Origin of the sequence: Pseudoalteromonas sp. MSK9-3, from assembly GCF_003590335.1 — a bacterium.
Lineage (GTDB): Bacteria > Pseudomonadota > Gammaproteobacteria > Enterobacterales > Alteromonadaceae > Pseudoalteromonas.
The window spans coordinates 113,523-138,279 of sequence record NZ_MIET01000070.1; the positions used below are offsets into that span (position 1 = coordinate 113,523).

The window sequence follows — 24,757 nt, forward strand, 5'->3', positions numbered from 1 at the left end:
GGATTTCACGATGTAAGGGAATGACATTAAAAGGGCGCTTTATTGGTGCGGCAAGTTGTGCCGTATTGTGTGTAATTGTGCCTTTTTTAGTGTGGCAATTGGCCTCTTGGCAAATGATAGTCACAGTGAGTATAGCGGCACTACTATTTACTAACATGCTTTGTCGCTGTTTTTTTTCGGTGTTAATGAAGCCTGTTTTTGCGCTGGAAGTGGGGCTGCTTAATTTTAAAGATGGTGAGTTTTCGCATACCTTAGCGTATTCAGGTGATGATGAACTGGGCCGCTTATGTACTTTATATAATGAAACCGCACAGCAATTACGCCAAGAAAAACAATGGATATACCAACGCGAGTTGATGCTAGATAAAGTCTTGCAAAGCTCGCCTCAAGCGCTCCTTTTGGTTGATAGCAATGATATTGTGGTATTCAGTAATTACAGTGCCAGAGCGCTTTGCAATAGTAATACGTCACTTGAGGGCATGCGCGTTGATGCCCTGATGCAAGATGCTGCACCGGACTTTTTTAAAGCGCTGCGTGCTGGGCGAGAAGGGTTGTTTAGTCTCAACATAGACAAAGATGAAACCCAAACATGGCATTTAGCCACTGGGCAGTTTTTGTTGAACAATCAAAATCATAATCTGTATTTGTTCAAACAGTTGACACGAGAGTTGAGTCGTCAAGAAGTAGCTGTATGGAAAAAAGTGATCCGGATCATCAGCCACGAATTGAATAACTCCTTAGGCCCGATGTCATCGATGTTGCACAGCGCGAAATTGTTAACCAATCACATTGATGATAATCGTCTTGAACGGGTTTATTCTACTATTGAAGAGCGAATTCACCACTTGAGCGAGTTTGTGCAAGGGTATGGCAAGTTTGCCAAGTTACCACAGCCGAAATATAGCCAAATTGATTGGGGATCCTTACTTGATGGTTTACAGCAGCAATGGCAGTTTAATTTGCCTGCTGTACTGCCTGAGCAGCCATTTTTTGCTGATCAAATGCAATTAGAACAACTGTTTATTAACTTATTAAAAAATGCCCATGAATCTGGGAGTGAATCAGAAGACGTTAACGTAAATATTGTGCAAAATGAGCAAGGCGCAACCTTTACGGTACAAGATAATGGCAAGGGCATGAGTGAAACCGTGATGGCCAATGCCTTGATCCCATTTTATTCTACCAAGTCGACAGGAAGTGGATTGGGGCTTGCGCTTTGTCGTGAAATTGTTGAAGCGCACAACGGGCAGCTCAGTTTGCATAATCACGATGAAGGCGGAGTGATTGTAAAAATATTCATACCGGTATTTATACCAAACGAGACAGCTTAGTGGCGGTGATATCACTAAGCTATATGGCTGTGTTTATCTAGGCGGGTCAACTTGCCCATTCACAGAGCTGTTCACCCTAAACCAACCCGCAATGGAATAACGAGGCTGTGTTGCAGGGAGGACCTCATGTGGAAATTCATCACTTAAAAAGGTTACCAATGTACCAAAGTGGGGTGTTACCTTTTGTGTAAGTAGCTCATGATCGTGTGCGTCATACAGCGCAAGTTCGCCGCCATATTCGCTTTGCCAATCTTGATTTAAATATAACACCGTTGAGAGGACTCGATTGGTATTGCCTTTAAAGGCATCTACGTGCTTTTTGTAAAATGCACCGGGTTCGTAATGCGCAAAATGGCATTCATAGCTGAACAAGCCCATAAACAAGCGGCTATTTAAATGGTTTTTTAGCCCATCCATATAGCTTAAAAAGGCACCTTCAAGCGGGTGACTGCTGTCTAGCCAGTGAATTTTGTCTCGTCGGATCTCACTATTTTGGGTGTGTTCAGCTTGCCTTCCAATACCTGCGGTTGCAAAATCACCGTCTGAAAATAACGCTAAGCGCTGATTTAACGCCTGTAACGCAGGCGCGTTTTTATCAATGGCTTGAATACTCAACCCAGACACGCGTAGGTCGTGGGCGATATGATCAAATAACTCATCAGTTGATTGCAAAAGGATCTCGGGCTGTGCAATAAATTATGCAGGCTTTTTACCACATAGCAGCGCTGTAGGCGACTTGAAAATGCATAAATCATCTAAATCATACTTTTATGGTGAGTTAAATCCATGAACTGATCTTATATCATTGATATATGGCCTCGGGCTAATTGCGTTCAGTAATGCTATTGGCTTAAGTTTGATCATCATAACTGAGTTTTGGAACGTTTTAATTTTTGATGTAATTCATTCAACGGTTGCGTATTATAGTGCTTATCTGAGTTGAATAAATTAACAAATATGAGTGATGGAGTGAGTGGTATGAAAAAAATTATAATAGATACAGATCCTGGTATTGATGACGCTATGGCTATTTTACTCGCTCACGCAAGTAACGAAATTGATTTAGTAGGGATCACAACCACGTTTGGCAATGCGTCGATTGAAAACAGTACACGCAATGCACTTTATTTAAAAGATAAGTTCGCTTTACAAGCAACCGTAGCGCAAGGAGTTGATGTTCCATTAGTTTTACCTGCGTCCCCTCCCGCGACGGCGGTACACGGTAATAATGGGTTAGGCAATATAAATATTCCTAGTGAACAAACTAGCCAAGTGATAAATCAACTTGCGCATGATTACATTATAAATACTGTTAAAGCTCACCCTCACGAAATTACGCTGATTGCAATTGGCCGTTTAACCAATTTAGCTTTAGCATTAAGCAAGGCTCCAGAGATCACATCATTAGTAAAAGAAGTGATTATTATGGGGGGAGCATTTGGCTTCAATGGACATTCTGGTAACTTGACACCCTTTGCCGAAGCGAATGTTTATGGCGACCCACATGCTGCAGATATCGTTGTATCGGCTAATTGGCCGGTCACTATGGTAGGGTTAGATGTAACTCAGCAATCAATTATGAGTACCGCTTATATAAATGATCTTAAATCTAAGTCATCCAAATATGGCGCGTTCATTTATGACATATCTGAGTTTTACGCCAAGTTTTATCATGCTGATTTAGGTTTGGATGGGTTTTATGTGCATGACTCATCAGCCATTATTTATGCTATTACACCTGAGTTATTTACAACTCGAAAAGGGAATATTAGAGTGGTTACCGAAGGTGTGGCAGCAGGGCACACACTGTTTAAAGAAAGCGACAGAGTGTTTCCTATAGATGAATGGAGTGATCGGCCAAAGCAAAAAATTTGTACTAATGTAGAGTGCGATAAATTACTTAATTTATATTATAATACAATGATTTAATGTGGTTTTTAGTCGGAGTATATGTGAGGGGGGGCTCTATCACTTTAGAAAGTGTTTGGGTCAGCTTTTAACGGCAGATTAAATTATCCAAATTCGTTATGTTGTAAAAGTAATGCTCACGCCCAAATCATTGAGCTTCTTAGGTTTGGTGCGATCAGATCATAAAATGCTTTAACCCATGTTTTGAAATGAAGAAGAAAATTAGAAATTGGTTACGGTACGATCGTGCTTTAGTTCAACGTGGTAACATCAATATCTGGCTAAGTGATAGTGCCTTCTCAAAGTGGTAAAATACTGAAAAACACGGTGGCCGCGGTTGTTAAAATCACTATTCTTATTTAGCAGTGAAACCTGTTTAACCTTAAGAGCTGTATTTCATTTGCGACTCAGAGCCTTAGAAGGGGTTGTAAATTTCTTGCTCACAATGATGAACACCTCTTTACAATCCCCGGTTATAGCTGTTTATGCAAACGCAGCAGAACACTTGATGTGCACTATTTAAAGAGGGAAGGCAAAATGGTGAATGGCATGCGAGAAAGCACCGTGCAAATAAGCTGCGAACTTGGCGAAAATTGCGCTTGGCAGTTAATGTGACCATCCACGACGTTGTAGGCGCTGAGCTGTCGATGATGAAGCCCTTACCGATTTAATCAGACCATTGTGCAGAAATAGTGACAGAGTCACAGGTGTGACGGTGCGTATGACTCGCGCAGTTACGGCGAAGTGGACGCAGCAAAAAGTGACATGAATAAGTTACGCGGTGCCAAAAATATCGTCATGTTTGAAGCGATACGATAGCCGTGTATGTGTTGTTGGGGTGTGCCGCATGATTATGTTTCTTGTATAATAACTTGATTTATATTAATTTATTGGACTGGGCAAGGTGAGTTGTTCGTTTTATCATCACCTAATAAGAAAACAGGCTTTCTAACACTAATTTTCAAACTATACGTAGGAGTGTCATTTTAGTTATGCAGACGGTTAAAAAAGAAAAGGGATCCAGAGTCGATCCAGTTTCTGAAAACAAAATTAAGAATGAGTCTCTCACAACTGAGTTGCACTTTGAGTTATTAAAGCAATACACTTGGCTTGCTTCTGCCGTTATTGGTGCCATTGTTATCCTAATTCAATTAAATGCGGTTGAATTAGGGAAGGATATTTATATATCCCTTGGTTTTTTGGGTCTTTCAATTTTTTTCTCCCTTGTAGGCCAAGATCATATAGTAGATTCATTGCTCAAAGGAAAAGATATATATGCCGTATCTAAAATATTAAAATTGATTAGAATTGCTTCCATGTTTTGCTTGGCACTGGGCGCGGGCTATATTTTACCTGGGATATTTTAAGTGATTAATAGACTAGAGTCGTATTCGAATAAAAGGTTGAGCACCGTAGTTCAGGTACAGTAAATTCGTTGGTAACGATACTCAGTATGGGTAAATTTGATGTATGCGAAGCAGCGATAGTAGCGTAATAAATTCAGCCTTATTACATTGTCGCTCGGGCTAAAAAAGTCAGTTATTAAAATATTGATGTTTGAGTTGGCTGAACAATTGTGTACTTATCCAATAAATATTCGACGTACTATTAGGTTCATTTTAGCGCGCAAAAAATTAGACTTTACCATTGGGCGTAATTCTTGATACTGTATTCTGAATACTGCCGTTTTTACTGCAAAGCCTTCGTTGATAGGTTTTGATCATGAGCCAGGTTCTCGTTTAAGTATAAAAATATGTCGTGACCTTTTCCTTCAATATATACCTTTTTGGGGCGACGGCTTTCTTCTTCAAACTCTTTCATCAGAGTCATTAAATAGGTAGTCATACCACCAAATTGAGCACGCCATTGATAAAAAATAGCGCTACTCATCCCACGCTTCCGACACAGTTCTGGAACAGCCCCCCGTTTTCGGCTTATTTTATAATAACCATAATTTGTCTATCCAGATGGTTCAAAAACAGATCCTTGTTTCTTTGTTGTTGGCGATCAATTGTCGTCGTTACCTGGTTGGCAAGAGGGGACGATTGCTGCTGTACTGAACGCGGTAAGTCGAATAGCTGATCCTAATGCACCTATTGTACATTTGGCTTATTTACCTGATACACGATTAATGGTTGAAGGTATATAACGGAAATTGGACTTTATCAACACTCCGAGTAGTTTACTTATTGAGCTGAGAGTTGGTTATTGAGAAACCATTTTGTGGCAGATTGAACTCTGCCTTTCCTCAATTTTTCTTCTATCGATGTAAAGCTATTTATATAACGCAACGACCTTTCAAGCTTGTTCAGTTTCAGCTGGCGCAATTTAGGTGGGAGTTAAATGAAGTTATCAATGTAATGCATTGTAATGTTATTTAAAAGTTCACAGTGTTAGATTTATTGCTAAATAGAAGTTAATTTTGTTCACCTTGGTTGTTATGTGCATGACAAAAATATGAATCTGACTGCAACCACAAATAAGGCGTTAATTTTATGGAACTTACAATACATCCCTCAGTTGGGGTATCTCGCTTAGGCAATAGCCCTGAGTCTTTTTGTCTTTCACCTGAGAGGATTGGCCAACTTCCTTATGAAGCAGATGCTAACGGTAATAAGCTTGGGCCTATCGTCGAATTTAAAGATGAAAAAGGTCAAATTAAACGTCAGGGTCAAGTTTTTAAGCTGTACCAGAAAGATGGCACTGAATTAACACTTAACACGCCTAATGTGAAGGCTATCAATTGGAATGTACATCTGGCCAATAAAAAAGCAGCTTGGTATCAGTATAGTGAGCTTGAAGGTAACTTATTATATGGCGAAAACAATAGCTACGTTAATCGTGAAACACCATTACGAAATGCAGATAAAACATGCAATGAAGCGCGGCAAAAACTCATTGTTGATCCGGGTCCGCGCGAGATCAGCGGCGCAAGTTGCTCAGTAGGTTTCGATCAAGGTACAGAGCCAGTGCCTGCTGATTACCCCGTATCTTACCCTAACTCTGATGTCGAATATGGTACTGCTGTATTAACACTAGGAGATCTAAAAACGGACAATGAGGGTCGCTTGATTGTGCTTGGTGGCTATGGCCATGCTGGTGGTGATAAACCTTTGGTGAGTTATGGTGGTTCCGATACTTGGCATGATGACATTGCCGATGGGCCGGTTTATTGTACGGTTGAATTTGAAGATGGTAGCGAACCAATTTCATTACAAGCTTGGGTTGTGGTTGGCTCGCCGGACTTTGCTCCGGAAATTGTCAATATTTCAAACCTGAGTGATAGTATGTTTGATGTGGCAGTAAGAGATTTTAATCTAATACCTGATATGTGTCTTGATGGGGTTTATAACGATACTTATATTGCTAGCTACCAGCGAGATATTTTACCTATCGTAAAGCGCTTTAGCCGTTATCAATGGGTTGCTAACGTTCAGTCTATGGCCGCATTTAGTGCTGATTCATTTGATTATACAGATAATAGTGAAGAAAATCGGGCTAATCGTGAAAACTATTTTTCTTATTTCAGAGAGCCTGATGATAAGTCTAACCTGTCGCGTAATCAACCTCAGCAGGTATTATTTAAAAATGATTTCCCAATGATGCCATTGAACTCTGGCAGTAACTCGGTGAGTAATCAAACTATTGAAAAGTTTGATGCGCTGAGCCAAACCCAGCAATTTTTGCTAGGTCAATGGGCTAGGGGCTGTTTTGAAGCAACGGAAAACTTTAAACCTCACCCAATTGATCCGCTTGATCAGGGAAGTGTTGGTAACTGTGTTGGGTTGCCAATGTGTCCAGGTATTGAGGTTACTTGGAGTCTTCAAAACCCGAAGGTTTATACATCACCTTATATAATCAGTGACTACAAAGGTAAAAATGGTTACAACAAAACGGGTTTATCACCTTCTCGTGATGAATGTGAAGGGGGTGGGTGTGAGCCGGGTGATTTAACCAAACGTATGGCGTGTCCGTGGCAAGCTGATTTTTTTCAGTGTACGATTCAAAATATAAACTTCACTAATCCAGCAAAAAATAAAATCGGTGATCAACCTTTACCACCGACTTATTATTCGTACTGGTGGCCACCTCAAAGTCCTTGGGATGTGCTGACAGGCGAAACAACGGAGATTGGGCAGGCTGAATCCCATTTACCCGCAGGTGAGCAGGTTAATTATCAAAGGGGGATCAACAGCTTTGTCCAAATGGTGGAGCATTGGTCAGCTTTAGCGTTTATTCGAGATAAAAATGCGCAAGATCCCGATTACCCTTATTTTACTGAAACGGAACGCAATCACGCTTTGTTTTCGTATAAGGAAATATCTACGGGCCAAATTACTGGTAACCCGGAAGATGATGGCACTAGTATTCCTGTGTTCTATATTGAGTCAAAGTGTTGCCCAACGGTTAAAGCTCGGGGAAAACGCGCTAAATTAATGGTCGAGGCCCTAGAGGCTAGAGCCTTTAAACCAATCCAAGTAGCGTATAACCATTCGCAAACACCGCGATCTGGTCGCCGAGTTAGGAGATAGTAAACGATGGTTTCATCAATAATTGATACTGATGTGGCCATATTTGGCGCAGGCCCAGCCGGGGCCTGCGCCGCTTTGAGCCTGCTCAATCATACTAATTTGGATATTACCCTGATTGAACAATCCGATCTCAATCGAGAGCGTATTGGTGAGCATGTCACTGAATGTATTTTTGACTTTATCGATTATTTAAAAATTAAACCAGAAAACTTTGGTCCTGACTGTTTCATTCCTACCTTTGATAGTACTTCTTATTGGGGATCGGATTTACCTGGGATGCGCAATTCAGTGTTTACTGCACAACAATCTACCTTTCAATTAAACAGGGAGCAGTTTGATTTACAGTTGCTGGAAAACATCGCCGAGCGCGGTGGCAGGGTAATGCCTCGAACTCATTGTCAGCAAATCAATCAATGGGAAGATGGCCGTTGGCAGTTGAAACTATCTCATCCAGTGCATGGAGCGTTTATCTTACGCGCTCGTTTTATTGTTGATGCAAGTGGACGTAACGCTAATATCAGTCGTCAACTCGGGCTTACGGGCAAGAAAGTGGATGATTTAATGGCTGTTGGGCGGTTCTTTGAATGTACCAGTGACGAACAAAAAAAGCAGGAGTATTTGATTGAAAGTACCGAGCATGGCTGGTGGTATGGCGCTCTATTGCCAAACAATCAATATAGTATTTGCTTTTTCTCCGATGCAGATATCGTTTCCAATCTCAGATTGAATCAGCAAAGTCATTTTAATGCGCTCTTGGCTCAAACCAAGCATATAAAAAAGTTAGTAAAAGAGACAAAAGTAACCACGCCACACCCATGGGTACGACAGGCTTACAGCCAGAGCAATGCATTTGAAAGCTTACCTAACTTTTTAGCCATTGGTGACGCTGCATGTGCTTTTGATCCAATTTCATCTATGGGTATTGGCTTTGCTTTATCTTCGGGCTGTCATGCTGCCAATTTGATTGCTGCTAATTTAACAGATACTGACAGTAATCAAGAACAACTTATTAATCAATTTCAAATGGATTTGAATAACCAATTTGACCACTACCTAACACTCAGACAGCAGTTTTATCAGCAAGAAGGTCGTTGGCAACAAGCCCCATTTTGGCAAAGAAGACATGCAAAAATAACGACTCTGCAATCTGAGGAGGTTAGCGCATAGTTACTTTTAAGTTTAGGAGGGCCTTGTTGATCAACAAGGCCCTGCGTTTGCATAAACAGCTATAACCCGGTGATTGCAGCGAGGTATCTATCATGGTGAGCAAGGAATTTACAAACCCTTCTAAGGCCCTAAGTGGCAAATGGAATACGGCCCTTAAGGTTAAACACGTTTCAATTGCTAAATCAAAATAGTAATTTGAACGACCACGGCCACCGTGTTTTTCGGTATTCTGCCACTTTGATATGGCACTCTCACTTAGCCAAATATTGATGTTACCGCGTTGAACTAAAGCACGGTTGTACTGTGACCAATTCCTAATTTTCTTCTTTATTCACATCATGGGTTAAGGCATTTAATGATCTGATCGCACCAAACCAAAGAAGTTCAACTATTTAGGAAACAACGCCGATCTGATCGCACTAAATCATAGAAGTTCAATTATTTAGGAAACAACGCCCCTCTAGTTTTAAAAATAAGGACAATCTTAAAATTAAATATTTCTCTGTCGCTCTTAAGCGATAATGGGGGCTAATAACTTAATACTAGCACCCAATTTTCAGAGTTCATAATAGATCTTGTAATATAATGTTATATACTCGATAACGCCATTTTAGCAATGAGCTTGTTGGCTTAAACAACCTAAATAGCTATTACACCTCCATACTAGTTGAGTCCAATTTTGGCCGGCAGCTCCAGCAACTTTATCTGTTAATTCCTTTGGGAGTGTTTTTTTGCTTTGAGAAAGGTTTTTAATTTTTGTTTTTTTAAATGTAATTTCATAATATATATCATTTATTTTATTTTGGAATTGCAGAGTGAGTTACTTGTGTTTTATTGTAAAGTGAATGTTTATAATGTTCGCATGTCGTTTTTGTTGGTGATTAAATTTATAATTTCATTGCAAGTAGAGAGAACTTCCTATTGCAGTTAAGCGCTTGTTAGTTTATGCCTTTCGTTTTTTAGAACGATGTAACATGGGGTTTATTTATTTAAAGGTTATTGGTGGTCATTGATAATGCGGGTGCAGACATGGCTTTGACATTTTTAAGGTTTTATCTTGTTGATCAAAATTGGTTTTAATGTTTTCTTGGTGGTGCCTGTTAAAAATAAAATGCTTTGTAAGCTGATTTGTGTTTTTAAATATGAAATAAATAATAATGCCAATGCTTTTCTATTGAATCGACTCATTAAGTCTGGCGAAAATTTAAAGTGGTTAAGTAAGGCTTGATGATGTGGCTTTGTGATTTTTTCCAAGATGTTACCTGTAAGCTAGTGATTTAAAATAGATGGTTTCTTTTTGTTGGTCAGGAACGTTGCCTGTAAGGTTTTTTGTATAGTCAATTATTGATTTTTATATAATATTAATTGGTGTGTTTTAAATGTAATTGTTTGTTGAGTGTGAGGGGGTTGTGGTTTATTATGTGTCACGAAACAATAAATATACTTAAGTTCTTTTAAAGCGAAAAGGAGATTCGGCTGTGGAACGTGTAAATAAAAATAACCCCCTCTCATTTAAATTAGCTTTGCTTGGCGCTGCTTTAATACCGTTGTTATCGGCTTGCGGTGGCAGTGACAGCAGTGGTACTGATAATATAGTTAATAACGTAGAGAACAAACAACCTAATGTTGTTGTATCTACAGTTGCTGAAATAGAGTCTGGTGCTGAAGTGTACATGACTAGCTCAGCTACTGACTCTGATGGTACGGTAGCAAGTTATCAATGGTCACAAAAATCTGGTTATGCGGTGACAATTCGAGATAAGAACCAAGCAAATGCTTCTTTTACCGCCCCAGTGCTAGATGCCGATACAACACTTGAATTTGAGTTGCTTGTTACTGACGATAAAGGCGCGACAGCAAAGGATACCTTCAACGTAAAAATAAAACGTGCTCAAGTAGAAAATCAATTGCCTAATGTCGTTATAACGACGGTTGCTGAAATAGGGTCGGGTGCTGAAGTTTACATGACCAGTTCAGCAACTGACTCTGATGGTACGATTGCAAGCTATCAATGGTCACAAAAATCAGGTTATGGAGTGACGATACGAGATAATAGCCAAGCTAACGCTTCTTTTACAGCACCGGTACTGGATGCTGACACAAGGCTTGAATTTGAGCTGCTTGTGAGTGATGACAAAGGTGGTGAAGCAAAGGATACAGTCAGCGTTCTAGTAAAACGTGCTGAAGTAGAAAATCAATTACCTAATGTCGTTATAACGACAGTTGCCGAAATAGAATCAGGTGCTGAAGTGTACATGAGCAGTTCAGCAACTGACCCTGATGGTACGATTGCAAGCTATCAATGGTCACAAAAATCAGGTTATGGAGTGACGATACGAGATAATAACCAAGCTAACGCTTCTTTTACAGCACCGGTACTGGATGCTGACACAATACTTGAATTTGAGCTGCTTGTTATTGATGATAGAGGGGGGGAAGCAAAGGATATAGTCCGCGTTAAAATACAAGGTGCAGCGCAAACGTCTAATTATTACGAAAGTTGTAATGCGCAGCTTGCGCTTAATGTCCTGAATATTTATGACGAAACACTCAATTTTTCTTCACTATCAGGACTTAAAAAGTGGTTTTGTAGTGCACCCGATATAAACAATAGCAATGTCACTAAGCGGGTTATTAACTTACTTTCCGTTGAAGACAATGAGGAAGATATTGAATTGTGGAAAGTGGCGCATTGCTCTGATGATGACAAAGGATTCGGCGCAAGTATGTCTGCAAATTTATTATTACAGGTAGCAGATGATGAGGCGAAAGCTGGTTGGTCAAACTGCATTGCTCAAAAACAAATGCTCTCATGTCATACATTCAATCAAGTTAACTTAAACCCTGGTGAACTATATCTAAATTATGGTTTAAAGCAAGGAAGTAGCCAGTTAACCAATGTTGATATTGTTGCAACCAATCTAACCGCAATAGACGCGATACCAGATACATTAGAACCAGATGGAAAAGCTCTTCTCTTCAAAAAAGATGACACGAGTAGTGGCGCATACTTTGAACTAAGTGGCACATTAGATAATGAGCATGCTTCTTGCTCTTATACGATGATGAGTTCTTACTCTTTTGGTGCTGAATTGTGTGAGGTACAAAGGCTAAATGCACTTGAACAAGGAAAAATATCTCAGCGAGATTACACTGAACTTAAATATATTAACTCGATCCCTGAGTTTGATCATCGTAACGGTAGTCCTTTAGTGTACCTACGTTGCGAGTAATAGTTTAGAGGATCTCATAATTTACTAAGGTGAGTATCGGCATATGGCTACATTTTTTGACGTGGCCATATTTATTCAACACTTGTATTAGTAATGATTTGTAACGAGTTTTTAGCTGCGCTAGCCCAAATTTTCTTTCATAAGCCTGATGTAAAATAGAATTGTGAAGCTACAACTTTGGCCTTTATTATTCAATGAATAATAGTCTTATTAGTCGAAGTGGTTTGCTGCCGAGCTTTGAACGAGGCGACAATATTAAGAGTATAAAGAGGGGGGATATGTGCTGAGCTCAGAGTGAGTTCAGTGTAAATTAAAATTGACTGATTGCACTTATTACCTAGCATGATTTTTTGGCTAAAGGACTGTTATATTGGGACAAGCGAAGAAAAGGAAAGGGTTAAAAAAGCTCTATAACTTACATGCATGGGTTGGTTTTCAGTTATCCATCATTATGTTTGTGATATTAGCGACAGGCACAATTGCCACACTATCAAATGAAATTGACTGGCTTATTTTTGAAGAATTACGTGCATCGGAAAAACCACTCAATGCTTCGCCAATGTACACGCCTGGTGAGTGGGTCGCATTATATTCGGCCTTACAGGATACCTATCCCAATGGTCAAATACTGGACTTATATAGTATGGGAGAGGATTACCTAACATATCGCGCCACATTAAAAGATACGGCATTAGGCAACGAGTTTGTAAATATAGATCAATGGACTCACAAAATAACAGGTAACGTTGGGTATCTCACGGTACAACGTTTTTTTAGGGACTTTCACCGATATCTGTTTATGCCTGCCTTGCCGGGGATTATTATTGTTTGTGCCTTCGCTTTTGTACTTCTCATTTCACTCTATACCGGTATAAAAACGACGAAGAACTGGCGAACAGCTCTGTGGCGTTTAAGGCTTAATCAAGGTTCAAGAATTGCTGTCAGTGATGCTCATAAATTATCTGGCTTATGGGGGATGTGGTTTACGTTATTAATCAGTGTTACTGGAATTTGGTACTTGTATGAATTTAGCTATCAACTGTTTGACGCGAGTATAGAGCCTAATGGACCTATTATTGAACGCACAAACAGTGAGAACAACAAATTTAATATGACCCTTGAAGAGTTTAGGATGATAGTTAACATTGCACATGGGGTTCATAAAGGCTGGGAGATCACTGCAATCTATTTACCCGCGACCATGGAGCAACCAATAGAAATCAATGGTGTTAAAAACAATCCTCTTTTAAGAGACCGTGCGTATCGGGTATATCTAGATCCGACGAATAACACCATATTAGAGGTTCTTAGTCCTGACCTAATTGGTATTAATGCCAATATAAATGAATATATAGACCCTTTACACTTTGGGTCTTTTGGGAGTATTTGGAGCAAAGCCATTTGGTTTTTATTTGGTTTGATGCTCACAGCGATGTCGGTAACAGGTGTATTGATGACTTGGAAGCGAACAAAAAGTCGTGCGCTAACAAAACCCCAGATTTTGACACTGCCCATTTTAGTGTTCTCAGGAGTTGCGTTTATTTTTTGGATACAAAGATTTGCTTAAATTTAGTTCGGTTTGTGGATTTGTTTTAGGGAATCAATTGTAACCTTGTATCAGAGTATTAAAAGCATTTTAGATGTATAAACTGCGTTAGTTTAAGTGATGTAGATCTGGGTGTCTCATTTAACCCCACAACAATGTTTTGTGTCATATTTAAGGACTAACACCTTATCTTAGTTGAACCGCTTTTTATTTATATAATGCGCTATTCAACATTTGATTGCATTTTTTTGGTTGATATTTACTATGCTGGGGTTGGTAATCTATCTGCGAGGCTCCGCTAATAATACACACTCAATAGCTGTTCAAGAAAGTAAGGGCATTCAATTTCAATTTACGCTTGTATTAACGGGTAGTCAGGGTATCGTATAGCAAAAATTTTAGCGTGTTTTTAAATTTGGATGTCTGATGCGTAAACTGTTGTTATTGCTCTTATGGTTGTCGACCCCGGCTTTTGCTTATCAAGTTCAACCTATGATCGTAGATCTTGCGTCACATGGTAAGAAGTCATTGGTTACTTACCGCCTACAAAACCCCAGTGAAAGTGCACTACCGATTGAAATCGAAGTATTTAAGCGTACATTTGACGAAAATCAAAAAGAAGTTTTAGTATCAGCCGAAGACGACTTTATTGTGCTTCCACCGCAGGTAGAGGTACCAGCAAAGAGTTACCAAGTATTTCGCGCTAAATATTTAGGTTCTGGTGAGTTAAAAGAGACGAATTCCTATCGCATTGTTTTTAAACAACTGCCTTTACCTAACGAGGATGAAAAGTCAGGAGTTAAGATGGTGTTTAACTTTGCAACATTGGTTTTTGTAAGTCCAGATGGAGTCAAAGCACAGCAAAAAAATACATTGGACTGCGCTACATTAAACGACTGCACATTGACGATTAGCAATGAAGGCCAGCGCGTACTAGACTTATCGCACTTTGATTACCATTTCCACGAGGGGAAAACTCTTGTGAATTGGCCTCAATTTCAATCGGTTACACCTGGACGTTTTATCATGCCAGGACACAAAGTAGTGCTAAATATCACACCATTACTCGACGAAAAGCCCACAAAGAGTGCCACGCTTATTAACCTGTTTAATAAAAAGTAGAAACTCGATGATTAAACAGGGCTTTTATAATAGGCCTGCGCACCATCAGTGTATCATTTTCAGCCTTTTATTATTTTGGGCTTGCTCATCTGTTGCGGCAACGTTCAATATGGACTTTCCTGTGCGGCTAAATTCTGCCGAAGTTGGGCAAGTGTCTGCCGCCAGTAATGGGATTGAAATTACTTCTATTTCAGCCTCTGAATTTAAGAACAATCTGCAAACCGTACTCAGCGACAAGGTAAATAACTGGCTGACCACTAAAGGGGATGCTCCAATCTCTGTGGAGGCATATGCAGACCAAGGCATTGTTCTTAAAATGCAGGCTCAAGATCTCACCATAGATATGACGCTTGAGGAACGTGCTATGGCAACTGACAGCTTAACGTATGGTAATCAAAAGCATTTTGATCGGCCAAAAGGTGAATCTAATTGGGCGATGTTAAACAATTTTAATTTAAATCATGAGCGCAGCAATAATCACCATGATCATCGGTCTCAGCTTGAGTGGCTGATGAATGCCAATATTGGTGGGGGGACTGGTGTAAATATGCAAAGTTCACTGTTTTGGGAAAAGGGTAACAACCAAGCCAGTGATGTATATCGCGGAGATATAGCTTTGTTTTATGATAAACCAGAAGCGCCGCTTCGTTTTACACTTGGGGACACTCAAATAAATAGTACAGGGCACCTTGCGAGTGCTCAACTTGGCGGGTTTAGTATTGAAAAAGCATATGCTAGGTTACAGCCTCAAAGGAGGACATCACCAAGCAATAGTCAACAGTTTGTGTTACCTCGAGCTGCAAACCTTGAGATCTATATTAATGATTTTTTGATTTCTCGGATCAGACTAAAGGCTGGGCGTTATGATCTCAGTGATCTCCCGCTAACGTCGGGTGTTAATAATATTCAAGTGATAGCAACTTACGCAAATGGTGATACGGAGGAGTTCTATTTCACCACGCATTACAATGCAAGGCTGCTTGCGAAAGGATTGAGTGATTATGCGTTTACCCTGGGCCGTCTTTCTTCTATTGAGCAGGGCGATTATAAGTATGACGACGATGTTTTTGTTTCTGGTAATTATGAGTATGGTTTAACTGATAGATTTACATTGGGCGTAAACGGCGCAGCACATCCAACGGGGCATGTTGTTGGGTCTATTGCGACGATAAATAGCTATGTTGGAAATCTATCGTTGCGCTATTCACAGAGTAAAGTGAATCATGCGCAGTCTGGTAATATTTACTCTATTGAATCAGAGCATAGCATTTTTGGACATGGTAATTTCGGCTCACCTAATTTGCGACTAGGGTATGAAGTGAGGCAAGATTTCACTAATACACCATGGCAAGAATTTAGCACTATCTCAAGCAGTAAAAGAGCATTTGCAGATTACAGTTACTTTCTCAACGAACATGTGGATTTTAACTTCAGTGCTTCTCACGACAGAGGAAGAGATAATGTCACTACTGATAATGCTTCTATTGAGCTAAATGTACGCTACGAAGACGTACGCGTTCGCACTGGCTTTTCGCATATTGATAGTACTGATACTCGCGTTGTGTCTGAAAATCAGTTCTTTTTGAATTTTACCTGGAATTATTACAATCGACGGTCTAATCATCGTGCTCACGCCCAATATAGTAGTAGAGATAAAGTGGCTAGCGCGAGCTATGCGAAAACGAATAATAACTTTGTTAACGACTACGGTTATGAAGTACGAGCTGAAAAAGGCAGTGATTTTAGACAAGAACAATTTGACGCAAGTTATACAGGTGCATTTATTAGAGCGGATGTGAGTGCAGCGAATTATACACGCGACCAACAACAGGCGGATAGTCGCTCTAGTATAAATATATCAACCAGTTTGGGGGTTGCTGATGGCCATTTTGGCATGGGTGCTACAACAACAGCACCGTTTGCAGTTATCACCAAGCATAAAACACTAAAAAACGCGGATGTTTTAGTTAACGTAGACCGCCAAGGAAGAGCTCAAACTAAGACAACACAGCACATGGGGGCACTAGTGGAGCTAGGCACAGGTTATACGACTTCACAGCTCAACATTGATGTACCAGAGGCACCTCTTGGTTATGATTGGGGCCCGGGAATGTATGTTTTGGTCGGTGGAGCAACAACCGGGCATCATATTCAGATTGGTTCAGAACTGTCGTATACGGCGATTGGCAGCTTAATAGACGATAAAGGCATGCCTATTGCAATGAAAAGAGGGCGAGTATTTAAAAAACACGGTCTAAACAGTAATGACAAAGCTGGATCAGCTATTGCAATATTTACCAACCGCACAGGACGCTTTGTTGTAGAAGGTATTAGCGTAGGCAATTATGTGGTTGAAATAAATGGTATGACTGGGCAGTTTAATGTTTCTGATAGTGAGCAACGCTTTATAAGAGTTGGAACGCTCGAGCTGATGAAAGGCCCATCTAAAGGAGGTGACAACAAATGAAATTTATAGTCTTAATCATGCTGTTTGTAAGCTTTTTGTTGTCTGCACCGAATGCCTTGGCGAGGTGGAACGACTGTGATGGTAAGATGCTTGCCACCTCAAACCCGTCTGACATAATTGAGGAGTATAACAACCGCGTGACGGTGTATATTCCGATAAAGGTACAAGTGTCGGACAGTTTAATAGACTGTGCAGATGAAATATGGGTTGAGGATGTGTACTACTACTCAATGGTGTTTTCAGGTCCGACTCAAGATAAGTACGCGAAGTTATATGACTCACAGTTTAAAAAAATTAAGGTAAGAAATGGTATTTGGCGATCTGATCTGACTGAACGTTCAACGCAAATGTGGGCTAGGTTAAGGCATTATAGTTTATTCCCTGCTGGGGCTTATACGGGCCACGTCATTGTATCTGTCGTCAAAAACAATGAAGTCATTGAGCAGCAATACATAGACTTGACTTACTATTCTGAGCCACAGGTTTCTATTTCTCTGTCAAACTCAAGTAAAGGTAAAGTGTCGGGTGATAGTGGTAACTATCATATCGATTTGGGGGAATTGAAAAATAATATGCGCTTTAATTGGGGCGTAAAAATATTGAGCAATAGTTCTTACGATATTGTTGTTGACTCTGAATATAATGGGTTACGCCATGAAACCAATACCCAAGCGTTGATAGAGTATTCAATCAAGTTTGATAACTCACAAATATCCTCATCTGAACGGCTCTATCGCAGCTATAACTTCTATCCGGGTGTAAAAAACAAATGGTATGGGTTTGAGTTTAAGCTTGGTAATGTTGAACTGATGCCCGCTGGTACCTATCAAGATAACTTATCGTTGACGGTTTACCCTAGGTAGCAATCTAGGAAGCGAATATAGAGTAGTGCCTATATAGATGAGCGTTCAGTGACGGTTTATTGGATAAGCGAGTTTTAAGCCATCTGGCTTAGCGACCTGTTTATACTTCCTTAGTACCGAGCTCAAACGTGTCAAACTATTTACTAATTATGCTGTAACAGATAAAGAGCTTGATGGTTTCATCAGGCTCCACAAGCCAATTTTCTTTTCCTATCCGTCAAAATATCGACAAGTACAGGGTGTGTCTCCCTAAATCGGCTCTCTTTTGCGTCAAAAACCCGTAATAGAGGTTTTTTGCCTCACAAAACGGGCGGAAACTCACGTGAGTAGACCTAGATTAGTTATTTTATTTCCTTACTTTAGCTTTAAGTTATTGTTATTTATGTGTTTTTTTTGCTAATTCCCTCGTAGGGAAATAAAAAATAATAAAATATTTTATTATTTGGCACACCTATTGCTTTTAAATTACCAGAAAGGTGATAACACCTAATCATTAAAACCAAATAAAAACTAACTCTGTGTTTTGTTTAAGGGGAAAAGCCATGAATACATTACTTAAGTCATTACTTGCTGCCACTGCCGTTACTTCAATGGGTGCTGCGGCGGCAGTATTAGATACATCAGGTTCTGAAGCAAAATTTACTTTTGAAGGTACAATTGAACCAATGTGTAAAACAAGTAGCGGTAACAACAATAGTGTAACAAGCCTGAAACTAGACTCGTCACAGCAAACACAGGAAATTGGTACGCTTGATGTGTGGTGTAATACGGGTGAAAACGCAACAACTGAATATACGTCAGAAAACGGTGGCTTTTTAGTCGCGAGCAATACTCAGGGCAGCAAAATTGCTTACACGTTAAACATTGGTGACACTGCGGGTATTGACCTACAAACGGGTGCATACAAGCATGTTAATGCAACAGCCGCTGGAACGGGTAGTGCAGGTGAAACACAAGCTACATCACTTAAAATTACACCACAGTCAAATGGTCTAAATGATGCCGGAACTTACTCAGATACAATCACGGTTACAGTAAGCCCTAACTAATTTAAGATTTAGGCAGCAAAGTTTATGGCTTAATCTGTACTGCCTAAACTATCAAAAAGCCAACTTTTTATTATAGTTGGCTTTTTAATACGTGTGTTTGTACTAACTATCGAAGCTAAGAATATCCCTATTTAAACGTTCGCTTTTATCATTCTTAGTGAAAATTACCCCATCGACTACACATATCCGCCTTGATCCAACCTGCAACTATGCTGAATCAGTTATATTTTAAGCTCGTTCCCAATGTGTCATAAGTAAGACTATTTTTGCGTAGATGACTTTGTGGCCTTGAAACAAGATAATTGAATTTATTACTGCTAGAATGTGTTAAAGCGTATGTTTTAGTTCAATATGAAAGAACATGAAATTAAGCTAGGATCAGGTATGAGAGTTTAATTATAAATTCTAGGACTATTGCCCGCAGCGGTTACAGCATACTGTACACTTGTTGGCGTTACTAACAGGCGTTTGGTAAGCACGATAGTTCAGGATAAGATTCGATAGTGGGTCGATAACGATGATCCCAGTAACACCATAGATTGTTTAAGGGTCAGGCCATGAATAGAGTACTTAGTTTACTGCTAGTTGCAGTTGCCATAACTTCAATGGGATCTGCTGCGCTAGTACTAGACGCTTCAGGCACTGAAGCTAAGTTTATTTTTGAAGGTACAATTGAACCCTTGTGTAAAACAAGCAGCGCTAACAACAGTGTAACGAGCCTGAAATTAGACGCTTCGCAACAAACACAAGAAATTGGCACGCTCAACGTGTGGTGTAACACCGGTGAAAACGCGACAACTGAATACACATCCGCAAATGGTGGTTTTTTAGTAGCCAGTAATACTCAGAACAGCAAAATCGCTTACACTTTAAACATTGGTGACACAGCAGATATCGATTTAGAAAGCGGTGCATATCAGCACATCAATGCAACTGCAGCAAGTACTGGCAGCACGGGTGAAACAAAAGCAACATCCCTAAAAATTACACCTCATTCAAACGGTCTAAATGATGCAGGTACTTACTCAGATACCATTACCGTCACAGTAAGTCCTAATTAATTGAAGGCTTAGGTCGTAAAAGTTAGACTTTATTTACTAGAAATTTATATTATTCAATTAGTTGGATAGAGCGTGCCGGTGCCTCGTAATACAAGGCAAAGTTAAATCTACGCTTTTAACATCCGTTTTAGAAGGCGGTTTTTAGACTAAAATCAGCGCCTTTTTAATATGTTCTCCATAGAGCTGAAATTATTCATGTCACGTAACACCCTTTGAAAACCCATCCAGTTTAAGTTGTCTCACGTTATAGTGAAGTGTTATGTGGTGCACTTATAGAAGTTGTAGAAGCATAGCTGTAACGCTCTGTAATATACGAGTGCGGGTATTAACCTCTATAGTTCAGGTGATTCATATAATAAGGAATGTAACATGTTACCGTCAAAATTTACGATACCCGCTTGGCATAGAATGCAAGTATTAGGCGTAGTGTTTGGGTCTGCAATGCTTGCGTCATTTACACCGTCAGTTAGTGCATATTCATCACCAGAGTGTGATGTTGAAGCACCTTGGTTTGCGCCAAGTGTACCTAACCCCAAAGAAGGCCCTGACAGTCCGTTTGCTTTTGTTAATGGTAAAGACAATTCAACCAATTGTGACTTTCATCAGTGGTCTTGGAATAAGTTTTTATACTTAACTCAGGCGGCTAAAGCGCCCGGTGAGCTATTCATGTTTGGTCCCGGATTTTGGCAAGTAGATAATGCATTAAAGCCTTATTTTGAGCCGTGGAATGACCTACTAAACCCTACCGGTTTAATGCCCTCAAAGCATCTGATACTTGAAGACTTTAATCAAGCAGGGTTTGGCGATCCTATTATTTATAGTAAGTATAGTGGTTTACCTGTGCACTTTTCTATTCATGTAAACGACACTTATATGCAATCAGCCATGTCAAATCCAAAAGCTGATCCCAATGTTGAATTTTCAGTTGGTTCGGTTGAACTCAAAGTTGCATGGATGGATGTAACAGATTTGCAAGAGGTATATAAAGGTGTTGATTTATCTCAGCAGTTTTATATTCGCAAAGCAATTTATAAGTCGGATAACAAATACAGCGACCCTACCGATGTAGCCATGATTGGGATGCATGTTGTAGGAATCGTGGAAAACCACCCCGAGTTCATTTGGGCGACATTTGAACATGCGCTTACTGCGCCAGATTATTATGTATCGGGTGATGAATTTAAAAAAAGTAACGCATATTTAGAACAAGATAAAATTGTGAGTAGTAAAGATGATTACTTACTTTATCGTGGTGATACACAAGTTAAAAGTGCCCATTTAAGTTACCCAGCCAGTGAGAAGTATACCAACTCATTCCGCTTGTATCAGTATGGCGTTCCCAATGGCTTTCCTTATACAAATAGCACTGATAATAAATTGGGCGCTCCCGTAGAGCAACAGCAACGAGATGAGAAAAACTTTAATAACATTGCCCAGTTAAATAGTGCGGTGAAGAACAAGTTATTGCAGTCCAACTCTGTTTGGAGCAACTACTTCTATGCTGGTTCTGTTTGGCTTAGTACACAGGGCTATAATTTTTCTGAAGGGATAAGCGGTGATATTGTCGGAAGTAATGCTAATAAATCACTCCGAGGCTCGTTAGCTGCTGCCAATATGACCATGGAAACCTATACGCAAACGTTCAGTTCAACAACGGGCCCACAGCCACAAGTAAAAGCAGAAAACTGCTTTGCTTGTCATGGGATCAGCAAAGGGGATTCAACGATGAAGGTCAGTCATATCTACAATAATTATTTAAAGTGGATAAAAGTAGCAGAATAATTACCGTATTTGCTGTACAGCATTATTGAGATTTTATTACAGGGTCAAAATACGTTATAGCTGATAACTCTAACGTATTTTTTACCAATGGTATCACGCTTGCAGTACATTGTTTTAGCTTCTTACCATATACTGAGTTTACCTTTTTACGGCTGAGTTTTACGTTATTCGGAATTGCCAAAGTTTTTTGCACTAGTCGCTTCCTTGATATATATAGTATTTCTGCGGACTTTGAATTTAACTCGGGAATACTTCCATAGTGAAGATGGCCATTAAGGATCTCACTTCTTCATAGTTTCATCGGCTTTGAAAGTTATCATTTTTCGAAAAAATGAAGTTAGGCCCTGAGTTAATTGGCTTAGCTGATTAAGGTTGTCGCTTAGGCAATTAACGCAGGGTTTAGGACCGACTCAAATAATATCAAGCAGATAAAGTTAAGGCTGTAAAGTTTACACTATTCACCATGTGATTAATGGAAATGCTGGCCATGTTGGTGATGCCAATGCCCATCATGGTTATATTCAACACGTCCATTTTCAACACGTTGTTTATGATCACACTTTAAGCTATGAGCATGTTTGTGCTTATTATGTACACTGACCAGTGCTTCGTGAGTATGTCCTGCATGCATATGATGATCATGGTTATCGTGGTTATAGTCAAAGTGATCTTTGTGCCACTCTGCTGCATGACCACACTTTGCGTTATGGTCATGCTTATGGTCATCATGTTCCTTATGCTCACCAGCTATAACTGTGCCAGCTAAAAATAACGTTGAAAGTAATAAAGCCCTTTTCATAGTGTTTTCCCTCTTTGTTTATTAAGTATCACTATAGCCTTATGCAAATATAGAAAAAGTCAATAAAAACATTATGGTATAACATCTTAATTCTTGGGCGATTATTTTAAACATTGTTTAATAGCACTTGTATTATGGGTGTAAATCCCCCTCTCACTGGTTAATTATCGTCAAGCTATTTTTTGTGCTTGTCATATGTTTTTCTAGCACGTTCGATCGTGGGTTGGTGCTTATCAGCCCAAAGAACCAGCTCATATAAAGGCTTTACAATACCTTTTCCCAGTTCTGTTAAAGCATATTCAACCCGAACAGGTACTTCAGGGTAAACGGTTCTGCTAATGTAACCCTCTCGTTCTAAGTCTCGTAGGGTTTGGGTTAACATACGTTGAGAGATCCCTTCTATTCTAGATTTCAGCGCATTAAATCGCTCGGGGCCATCAACAAGTGCGGATAGAATCAACAACGACCACTTATCACCGATTTGCGCTACCACATTGCGTACAGGGCAATCCTCATTATTGTGAAAAACACGTTTACCTGAATTCATATTTTGATTCTCATTTTGCACCTTGGTTACCAAAGGCTGCCTTGGGTAGCTTTTGGTGCCTTCTTGTAACTTAAGTTACCATTAATTACTATAGTTACTAATATATACTATGAAGTGGCAAACAGCCATTGGAGCTACCTATGTTAAAATTACTTATCTCTTTTATTTTTGTCCTTACAAGCAGTGTGGCATATAGCCAGGACTCAAAAAGGTTGGAGGTTGAACTATCCACATTCGAGAAGCCAAATTGGACGGAGCAAGAAGTTGCGAATGCCAAGCTCATTGCTGACTTTGTTCAAAACCTTATGAATAACCATAATTTCGATTACATCATTAAGCAGTATAATAATAGCGATTACATACAGCATAATAGAAACTTGCCTGATAAAGTGACTGGGTTAGTGAGTTTTATGAAAGAGTTTGTAGAGGACTACCCTGAATATGGTTATGACGTTAAACATGTGTATGTTGACGGAAATTATGTGGTTTTTCATTCTCACGTTACTTTAAATAAAGAAGATAGAGGAAACGACCAAAAAGGAATGAATATCATCGACACATGGAGACTGGAAGAAGGAAAAATTGTTGAACATTGGGACGCGATCCAAGCACTAGATTTATCAATGCGAGTTTATGCACTTTTTAGTGGGGGAGACATTGTTAATTCAAACGGTGTTTTCTGAATTAATATATCAACGTAACCGATATCAAATGTAGCACTCTAATATACATACATAAAATTCGCCCATCACTCTGGCATGCGTGCATTTTGGCAACACATTGACGCGTTTATTGAGCAAGCTCTTTTATGATATTTTTTGCCGCATTTTCAATGAGGTCGAGTACGATCTCAAAGCCATCACCTTCACCGTAATATGGATCTGGTATTTCGTCGACTGATTGCTCGCCATAGCTTAGAAATAATTTTACTTTGTGCTTATGTTGCGCGGGGCATAGTGCAAGGAGGTCACTGAGGTTTACTTTGTCTGCCGCTAATATTAAGTCAAAATCAGTAAAATCTTGCTGCCGAACTTGGCGAGCGCGCATATGACTAAAATCATAGCCCCGTATCTCTCCCGCGGCGCGACTTCTTTTATCTGGTGGATTGCCTTGATGATAAGCAATGGTGCCAGCTGAGTCGATATCTAGGCTAAGCCCTGCATCTCGGGCCATGCCTTTTAATACAGCTTCACCTGTTGGAGAGCGACAAATATTGCCCATACAGACAATAAGTATGCTGGAGGGATTGTTCTTGTCAGTCATATGGTTATTTCGTCAGTTCTAGATAGCATAAAAGTACACGAATTTGTGAAGTAAGAATAGTCTATTTTATTAAACGCTTTGGTGGGT

22 protein-coding genes are annotated in these 24,757 nt (G+C 39.7%); 15 read left to right on the forward strand and 7 right to left on the reverse strand.

Translation table 11 applies throughout. The annotated features are described in order from the left end of the window. The first annotated feature begins 20 nt into the window (after window positions 1-20). Window positions 21-1,331, forward strand: a complete 1,311-nt coding sequence (locus BGP78_RS21175; protein ID WP_182912367.1) for a PAS domain-containing sensor histidine kinase — start codon at window positions 21-23, stop codon at window positions 1,329-1,331. 33 nt (window positions 1,332-1,364) lie between these two features. On the opposite strand, the gene BGP78_RS21180 is transcribed toward BGP78_RS21175, so the two are convergent. Continuing rightward, window positions 1,365-2,003 carry a 2OG-Fe(II) oxygenase gene (locus BGP78_RS21180; RefSeq protein WP_119863257.1) on the reverse strand — a complete coding sequence of 213 codons (639 nt, stop codon included), beginning with the start codon at window positions 2,001-2,003 and terminating at the stop codon, window positions 1,365-1,367. Between the two features lie 306 nt (window positions 2,004-2,309). On the opposite strand from BGP78_RS21180, the gene BGP78_RS21185 reads away from it, so the two are divergent. Both BGP78_RS21185 and BGP78_RS21195 read left to right on the forward strand, forming a co-directional pair. After that, on the forward strand, window positions 2,310-3,260 hold the full coding sequence (locus tag BGP78_RS21185) for a nucleoside hydrolase (RefSeq protein WP_119863258.1): 951 nt from the start codon (window positions 2,310-2,312) through the stop codon (window positions 3,258-3,260). A gap of 971 nt (window positions 3,261-4,231) precedes the next feature. Next, window positions 4,232-4,606 carry a hypothetical protein gene (locus BGP78_RS21195; RefSeq protein ID WP_119863260.1) on the forward strand — a complete coding sequence of 125 codons (375 nt, stop codon included), beginning with the start codon at window positions 4,232-4,234 and terminating at the stop codon, window positions 4,604-4,606. A 322-nt stretch (window positions 4,607-4,928) separates the two neighbouring features. Here the strand turns inward: BGP78_RS21195 and BGP78_RS23000 are convergent, their stop codons facing one another. After that, window positions 4,929-5,177, reverse strand: coding sequence for a transposase (locus BGP78_RS23000; RefSeq protein WP_404936060.1), 249 nt, complete (start codon window positions 5,175-5,177; stop codon window positions 4,929-4,931). Between the two features lie 73 nt (window positions 5,178-5,250). On the opposite strand from BGP78_RS23000, the gene BGP78_RS21205 reads away from it, so the two are divergent. The 3 genes from BGP78_RS21205 to lodB all read left to right on the forward strand — a co-directional run bounded on the left by BGP78_RS21205 (window position 5,251) and on the right by lodB (window position 8,938). Beyond that, the gene (locus BGP78_RS21205) at window positions 5,251-5,388 is read left to right on the forward strand and encodes a hypothetical protein (RefSeq protein WP_259386402.1); all 138 of its coding nucleotides are present in this window, start codon (window positions 5,251-5,253) and stop codon (window positions 5,386-5,388) included. Window positions 5,389-5,734: 346 nt separating this feature from the next. After that, window positions 5,735-7,771: a CTQ-dependent lysine 6-oxidase LodA gene (gene lodA / locus BGP78_RS21210; RefSeq protein ID WP_119863262.1), complete on the forward strand. Its 2,037-nt coding sequence runs from the start codon at window positions 5,735-5,737 to the stop codon at window positions 7,769-7,771. A 6-nt stretch (window positions 7,772-7,777) separates the two neighbouring features. Continuing rightward, entirely contained in the window at window positions 7,778-8,938 is a 1,161-nt protein-coding gene (lodB, locus tag BGP78_RS21215) for a lysine-epsilon-oxidase maturase LodB (protein ID WP_119863263.1), read from the forward strand. Here the strand turns inward: lodB and BGP78_RS21220 are convergent. Then, complete coding sequence (locus BGP78_RS21220) at window positions 8,928-9,269, reverse strand: transposase (protein WP_119863264.1); 342 nt, start codon at window positions 9,267-9,269, stop codon at window positions 8,928-8,930. The two genes, lodB and BGP78_RS21220, sit on opposite strands and share 11 nt — an antisense overlap. Window positions 9,270-9,982: 713 nt before the next feature. Further along, the gene (locus BGP78_RS21225; protein WP_119863265.1) at window positions 9,983-10,192 is read right to left on the reverse strand and encodes a hypothetical protein; all 210 of its coding nucleotides are present in this window, start codon (window positions 10,190-10,192) and stop codon (window positions 9,983-9,985) included. Between the two features lie 224 nt (window positions 10,193-10,416). On the opposite strand from BGP78_RS21225, the gene BGP78_RS21230 reads away from it, so the two are divergent. From BGP78_RS21230 to BGP78_RS21265, 8 genes are all read left to right on the forward strand, one after another. After that, window positions 10,417-12,171: a PKD domain-containing protein gene (locus tag BGP78_RS21230; RefSeq protein WP_259386403.1), complete on the forward strand. Its 1,755-nt coding sequence runs from the start codon at window positions 10,417-10,419 to the stop codon at window positions 12,169-12,171. 370 nt (window positions 12,172-12,541) lie between these two features. Then, window positions 12,542-13,738, forward strand: coding sequence for a PepSY domain-containing protein (locus BGP78_RS21235; protein ID WP_259386404.1), 1,197 nt, complete (start codon window positions 12,542-12,544; stop codon window positions 13,736-13,738). 405 nt (window positions 13,739-14,143) lie between these two features. Beyond that, window positions 14,144-14,839: a fimbria/pilus periplasmic chaperone gene (locus tag BGP78_RS21240; RefSeq protein WP_119863267.1), complete on the forward strand. Its 696-nt coding sequence runs from the start codon at window positions 14,144-14,146 to the stop codon at window positions 14,837-14,839. Window positions 14,840-14,960: 121 nt separating this feature from the next. Beyond that, window positions 14,961-17,306, forward strand: a complete 2,346-nt coding sequence (locus tag BGP78_RS21245) for a fimbria/pilus outer membrane usher protein (RefSeq protein ID WP_259386405.1) — start codon at window positions 14,961-14,963, stop codon at window positions 17,304-17,306. Then, a complete protein-coding gene (locus BGP78_RS21250; protein WP_119863268.1) occupies window positions 17,303-18,169 on the forward strand; it encodes a hypothetical protein in 867 nt (288 codons plus the stop codon). The genes BGP78_RS21245 and BGP78_RS21250 overlap by 4 nt, the downstream gene beginning before the upstream one ends. A 542-nt stretch (window positions 18,170-18,711) precedes the next feature. After that, window positions 18,712-19,218, forward strand: a complete 507-nt coding sequence (locus tag BGP78_RS21255; protein ID WP_119863269.1) for a hypothetical protein — start codon at window positions 18,712-18,714, stop codon at window positions 19,216-19,218. Window positions 19,219-19,775: 557 nt separating this feature from the next. After that, complete coding sequence (locus BGP78_RS21260) at window positions 19,776-20,279, forward strand: hypothetical protein (protein ID WP_119863270.1); 504 nt, start codon at window positions 19,776-19,778, stop codon at window positions 20,277-20,279. Window positions 20,280-20,648: 369 nt separating this feature from the next. After that, complete coding sequence (locus BGP78_RS21265; RefSeq protein ID WP_119863271.1) at window positions 20,649-22,061, forward strand: hypothetical protein; 1,413 nt, start codon at window positions 20,649-20,651, stop codon at window positions 22,059-22,061. Window positions 22,062-22,530: 469 nt separating this feature from the next. Here the strand turns inward: BGP78_RS21265 and BGP78_RS21270 are convergent, their stop codons facing one another. Together BGP78_RS21270 and BGP78_RS21275 are read right to left on the reverse strand one after the other, a co-directional pair. Continuing rightward, window positions 22,531-22,860, reverse strand: coding sequence for a hypothetical protein (locus BGP78_RS21270; protein ID WP_119863272.1), 330 nt, complete (start codon window positions 22,858-22,860; stop codon window positions 22,531-22,533). Window positions 22,861-23,035: 175 nt separating this feature from the next. Further along, window positions 23,036-23,407 (reverse strand): helix-turn-helix domain-containing protein, encoded by a 372-nt coding sequence (locus tag BGP78_RS21275; RefSeq protein WP_119863355.1) that lies wholly within the window; start codon window positions 23,405-23,407, stop codon window positions 23,036-23,038. 140 nt (window positions 23,408-23,547) lie between these two features. Between BGP78_RS21275 and BGP78_RS21280 the strand changes: the two genes are divergently transcribed. Continuing rightward, window positions 23,548-24,090, forward strand: coding sequence for a nuclear transport factor 2 family protein (locus tag BGP78_RS21280; RefSeq protein WP_119863273.1), 543 nt, complete (start codon window positions 23,548-23,550; stop codon window positions 24,088-24,090). 106 nt (window positions 24,091-24,196) lie between these two features. On the opposite strand, the gene BGP78_RS21285 is transcribed toward BGP78_RS21280, so the two are convergent. Further along, window positions 24,197-24,670 carry a low molecular weight protein-tyrosine-phosphatase gene (locus BGP78_RS21285; RefSeq protein WP_119863274.1) on the reverse strand — a complete coding sequence of 158 codons (474 nt, stop codon included), beginning with the start codon at window positions 24,668-24,670 and terminating at the stop codon, window positions 24,197-24,199. Between the last annotated feature and the right edge of the window lie 87 nt (window positions 24,671-24,757).

What these genes read in the sequence shown, in the direction of transcription:
- BGP78_RS21175 (WP_182912367.1), top strand. Translation starts at nt 21, where the DNA reads ATGACATTAAAAGGGCGCTTTATTGGTGCGGCAAGTTGTGCCGTATTG.
- BGP78_RS21185 (WP_119863258.1), top strand. Translation starts at nt 2,310, where the DNA reads ATGAAAAAAATTATAATAGATACAGATCCTGGTATTGATGACGCTATG.
- BGP78_RS21195 (WP_119863260.1), top strand. Translation starts at nt 4,232, where the DNA reads ATGCAGACGGTTAAAAAAGAAAAGGGATCCAGAGTCGATCCAGTTTCT.
- lodA (WP_119863262.1), top strand. Translation starts at nt 5,735, where the DNA reads ATGGAACTTACAATACATCCCTCAGTTGGGGTATCTCGCTTAGGCAAT.
- lodB (WP_119863263.1), top strand. Translation starts at nt 7,778, where the DNA reads ATGGTTTCATCAATAATTGATACTGATGTGGCCATATTTGGCGCAGGC.
- BGP78_RS21240 (WP_119863267.1), top strand. Translation starts at nt 14,144, where the DNA reads ATGCGTAAACTGTTGTTATTGCTCTTATGGTTGTCGACCCCGGCTTTT.
- BGP78_RS21250 (WP_119863268.1), top strand. Translation starts at nt 17,303, where the DNA reads ATGAAATTTATAGTCTTAATCATGCTGTTTGTAAGCTTTTTGTTGTCT.
- BGP78_RS21255 (WP_119863269.1), top strand. Translation starts at nt 18,712, where the DNA reads ATGAATACATTACTTAAGTCATTACTTGCTGCCACTGCCGTTACTTCA.
- BGP78_RS21260 (WP_119863270.1), top strand. Translation starts at nt 19,776, where the DNA reads ATGAATAGAGTACTTAGTTTACTGCTAGTTGCAGTTGCCATAACTTCA.
- BGP78_RS21265 (WP_119863271.1), top strand. Translation starts at nt 20,649, where the DNA reads ATGTTACCGTCAAAATTTACGATACCCGCTTGGCATAGAATGCAAGTA.
- BGP78_RS21270 (WP_119863272.1), bottom strand. Translation starts at nt 22,860, where the DNA reads ATGAAAAGGGCTTTATTACTTTCAACGTTATTTTTAGCTGGCACAGTT.
- BGP78_RS21275 (WP_119863355.1), bottom strand. Translation starts at nt 23,407, where the DNA reads ATGAATTCAGGTAAACGTGTTTTTCACAATAATGAGGATTGCCCTGTA.
- BGP78_RS21280 (WP_119863273.1), top strand. Translation starts at nt 23,548, where the DNA reads ATGTTAAAATTACTTATCTCTTTTATTTTTGTCCTTACAAGCAGTGTG.
- BGP78_RS21285 (WP_119863274.1), bottom strand. Translation starts at nt 24,670, where the DNA reads ATGACTGACAAGAACAATCCCTCCAGCATACTTATTGTCTGTATGGGC.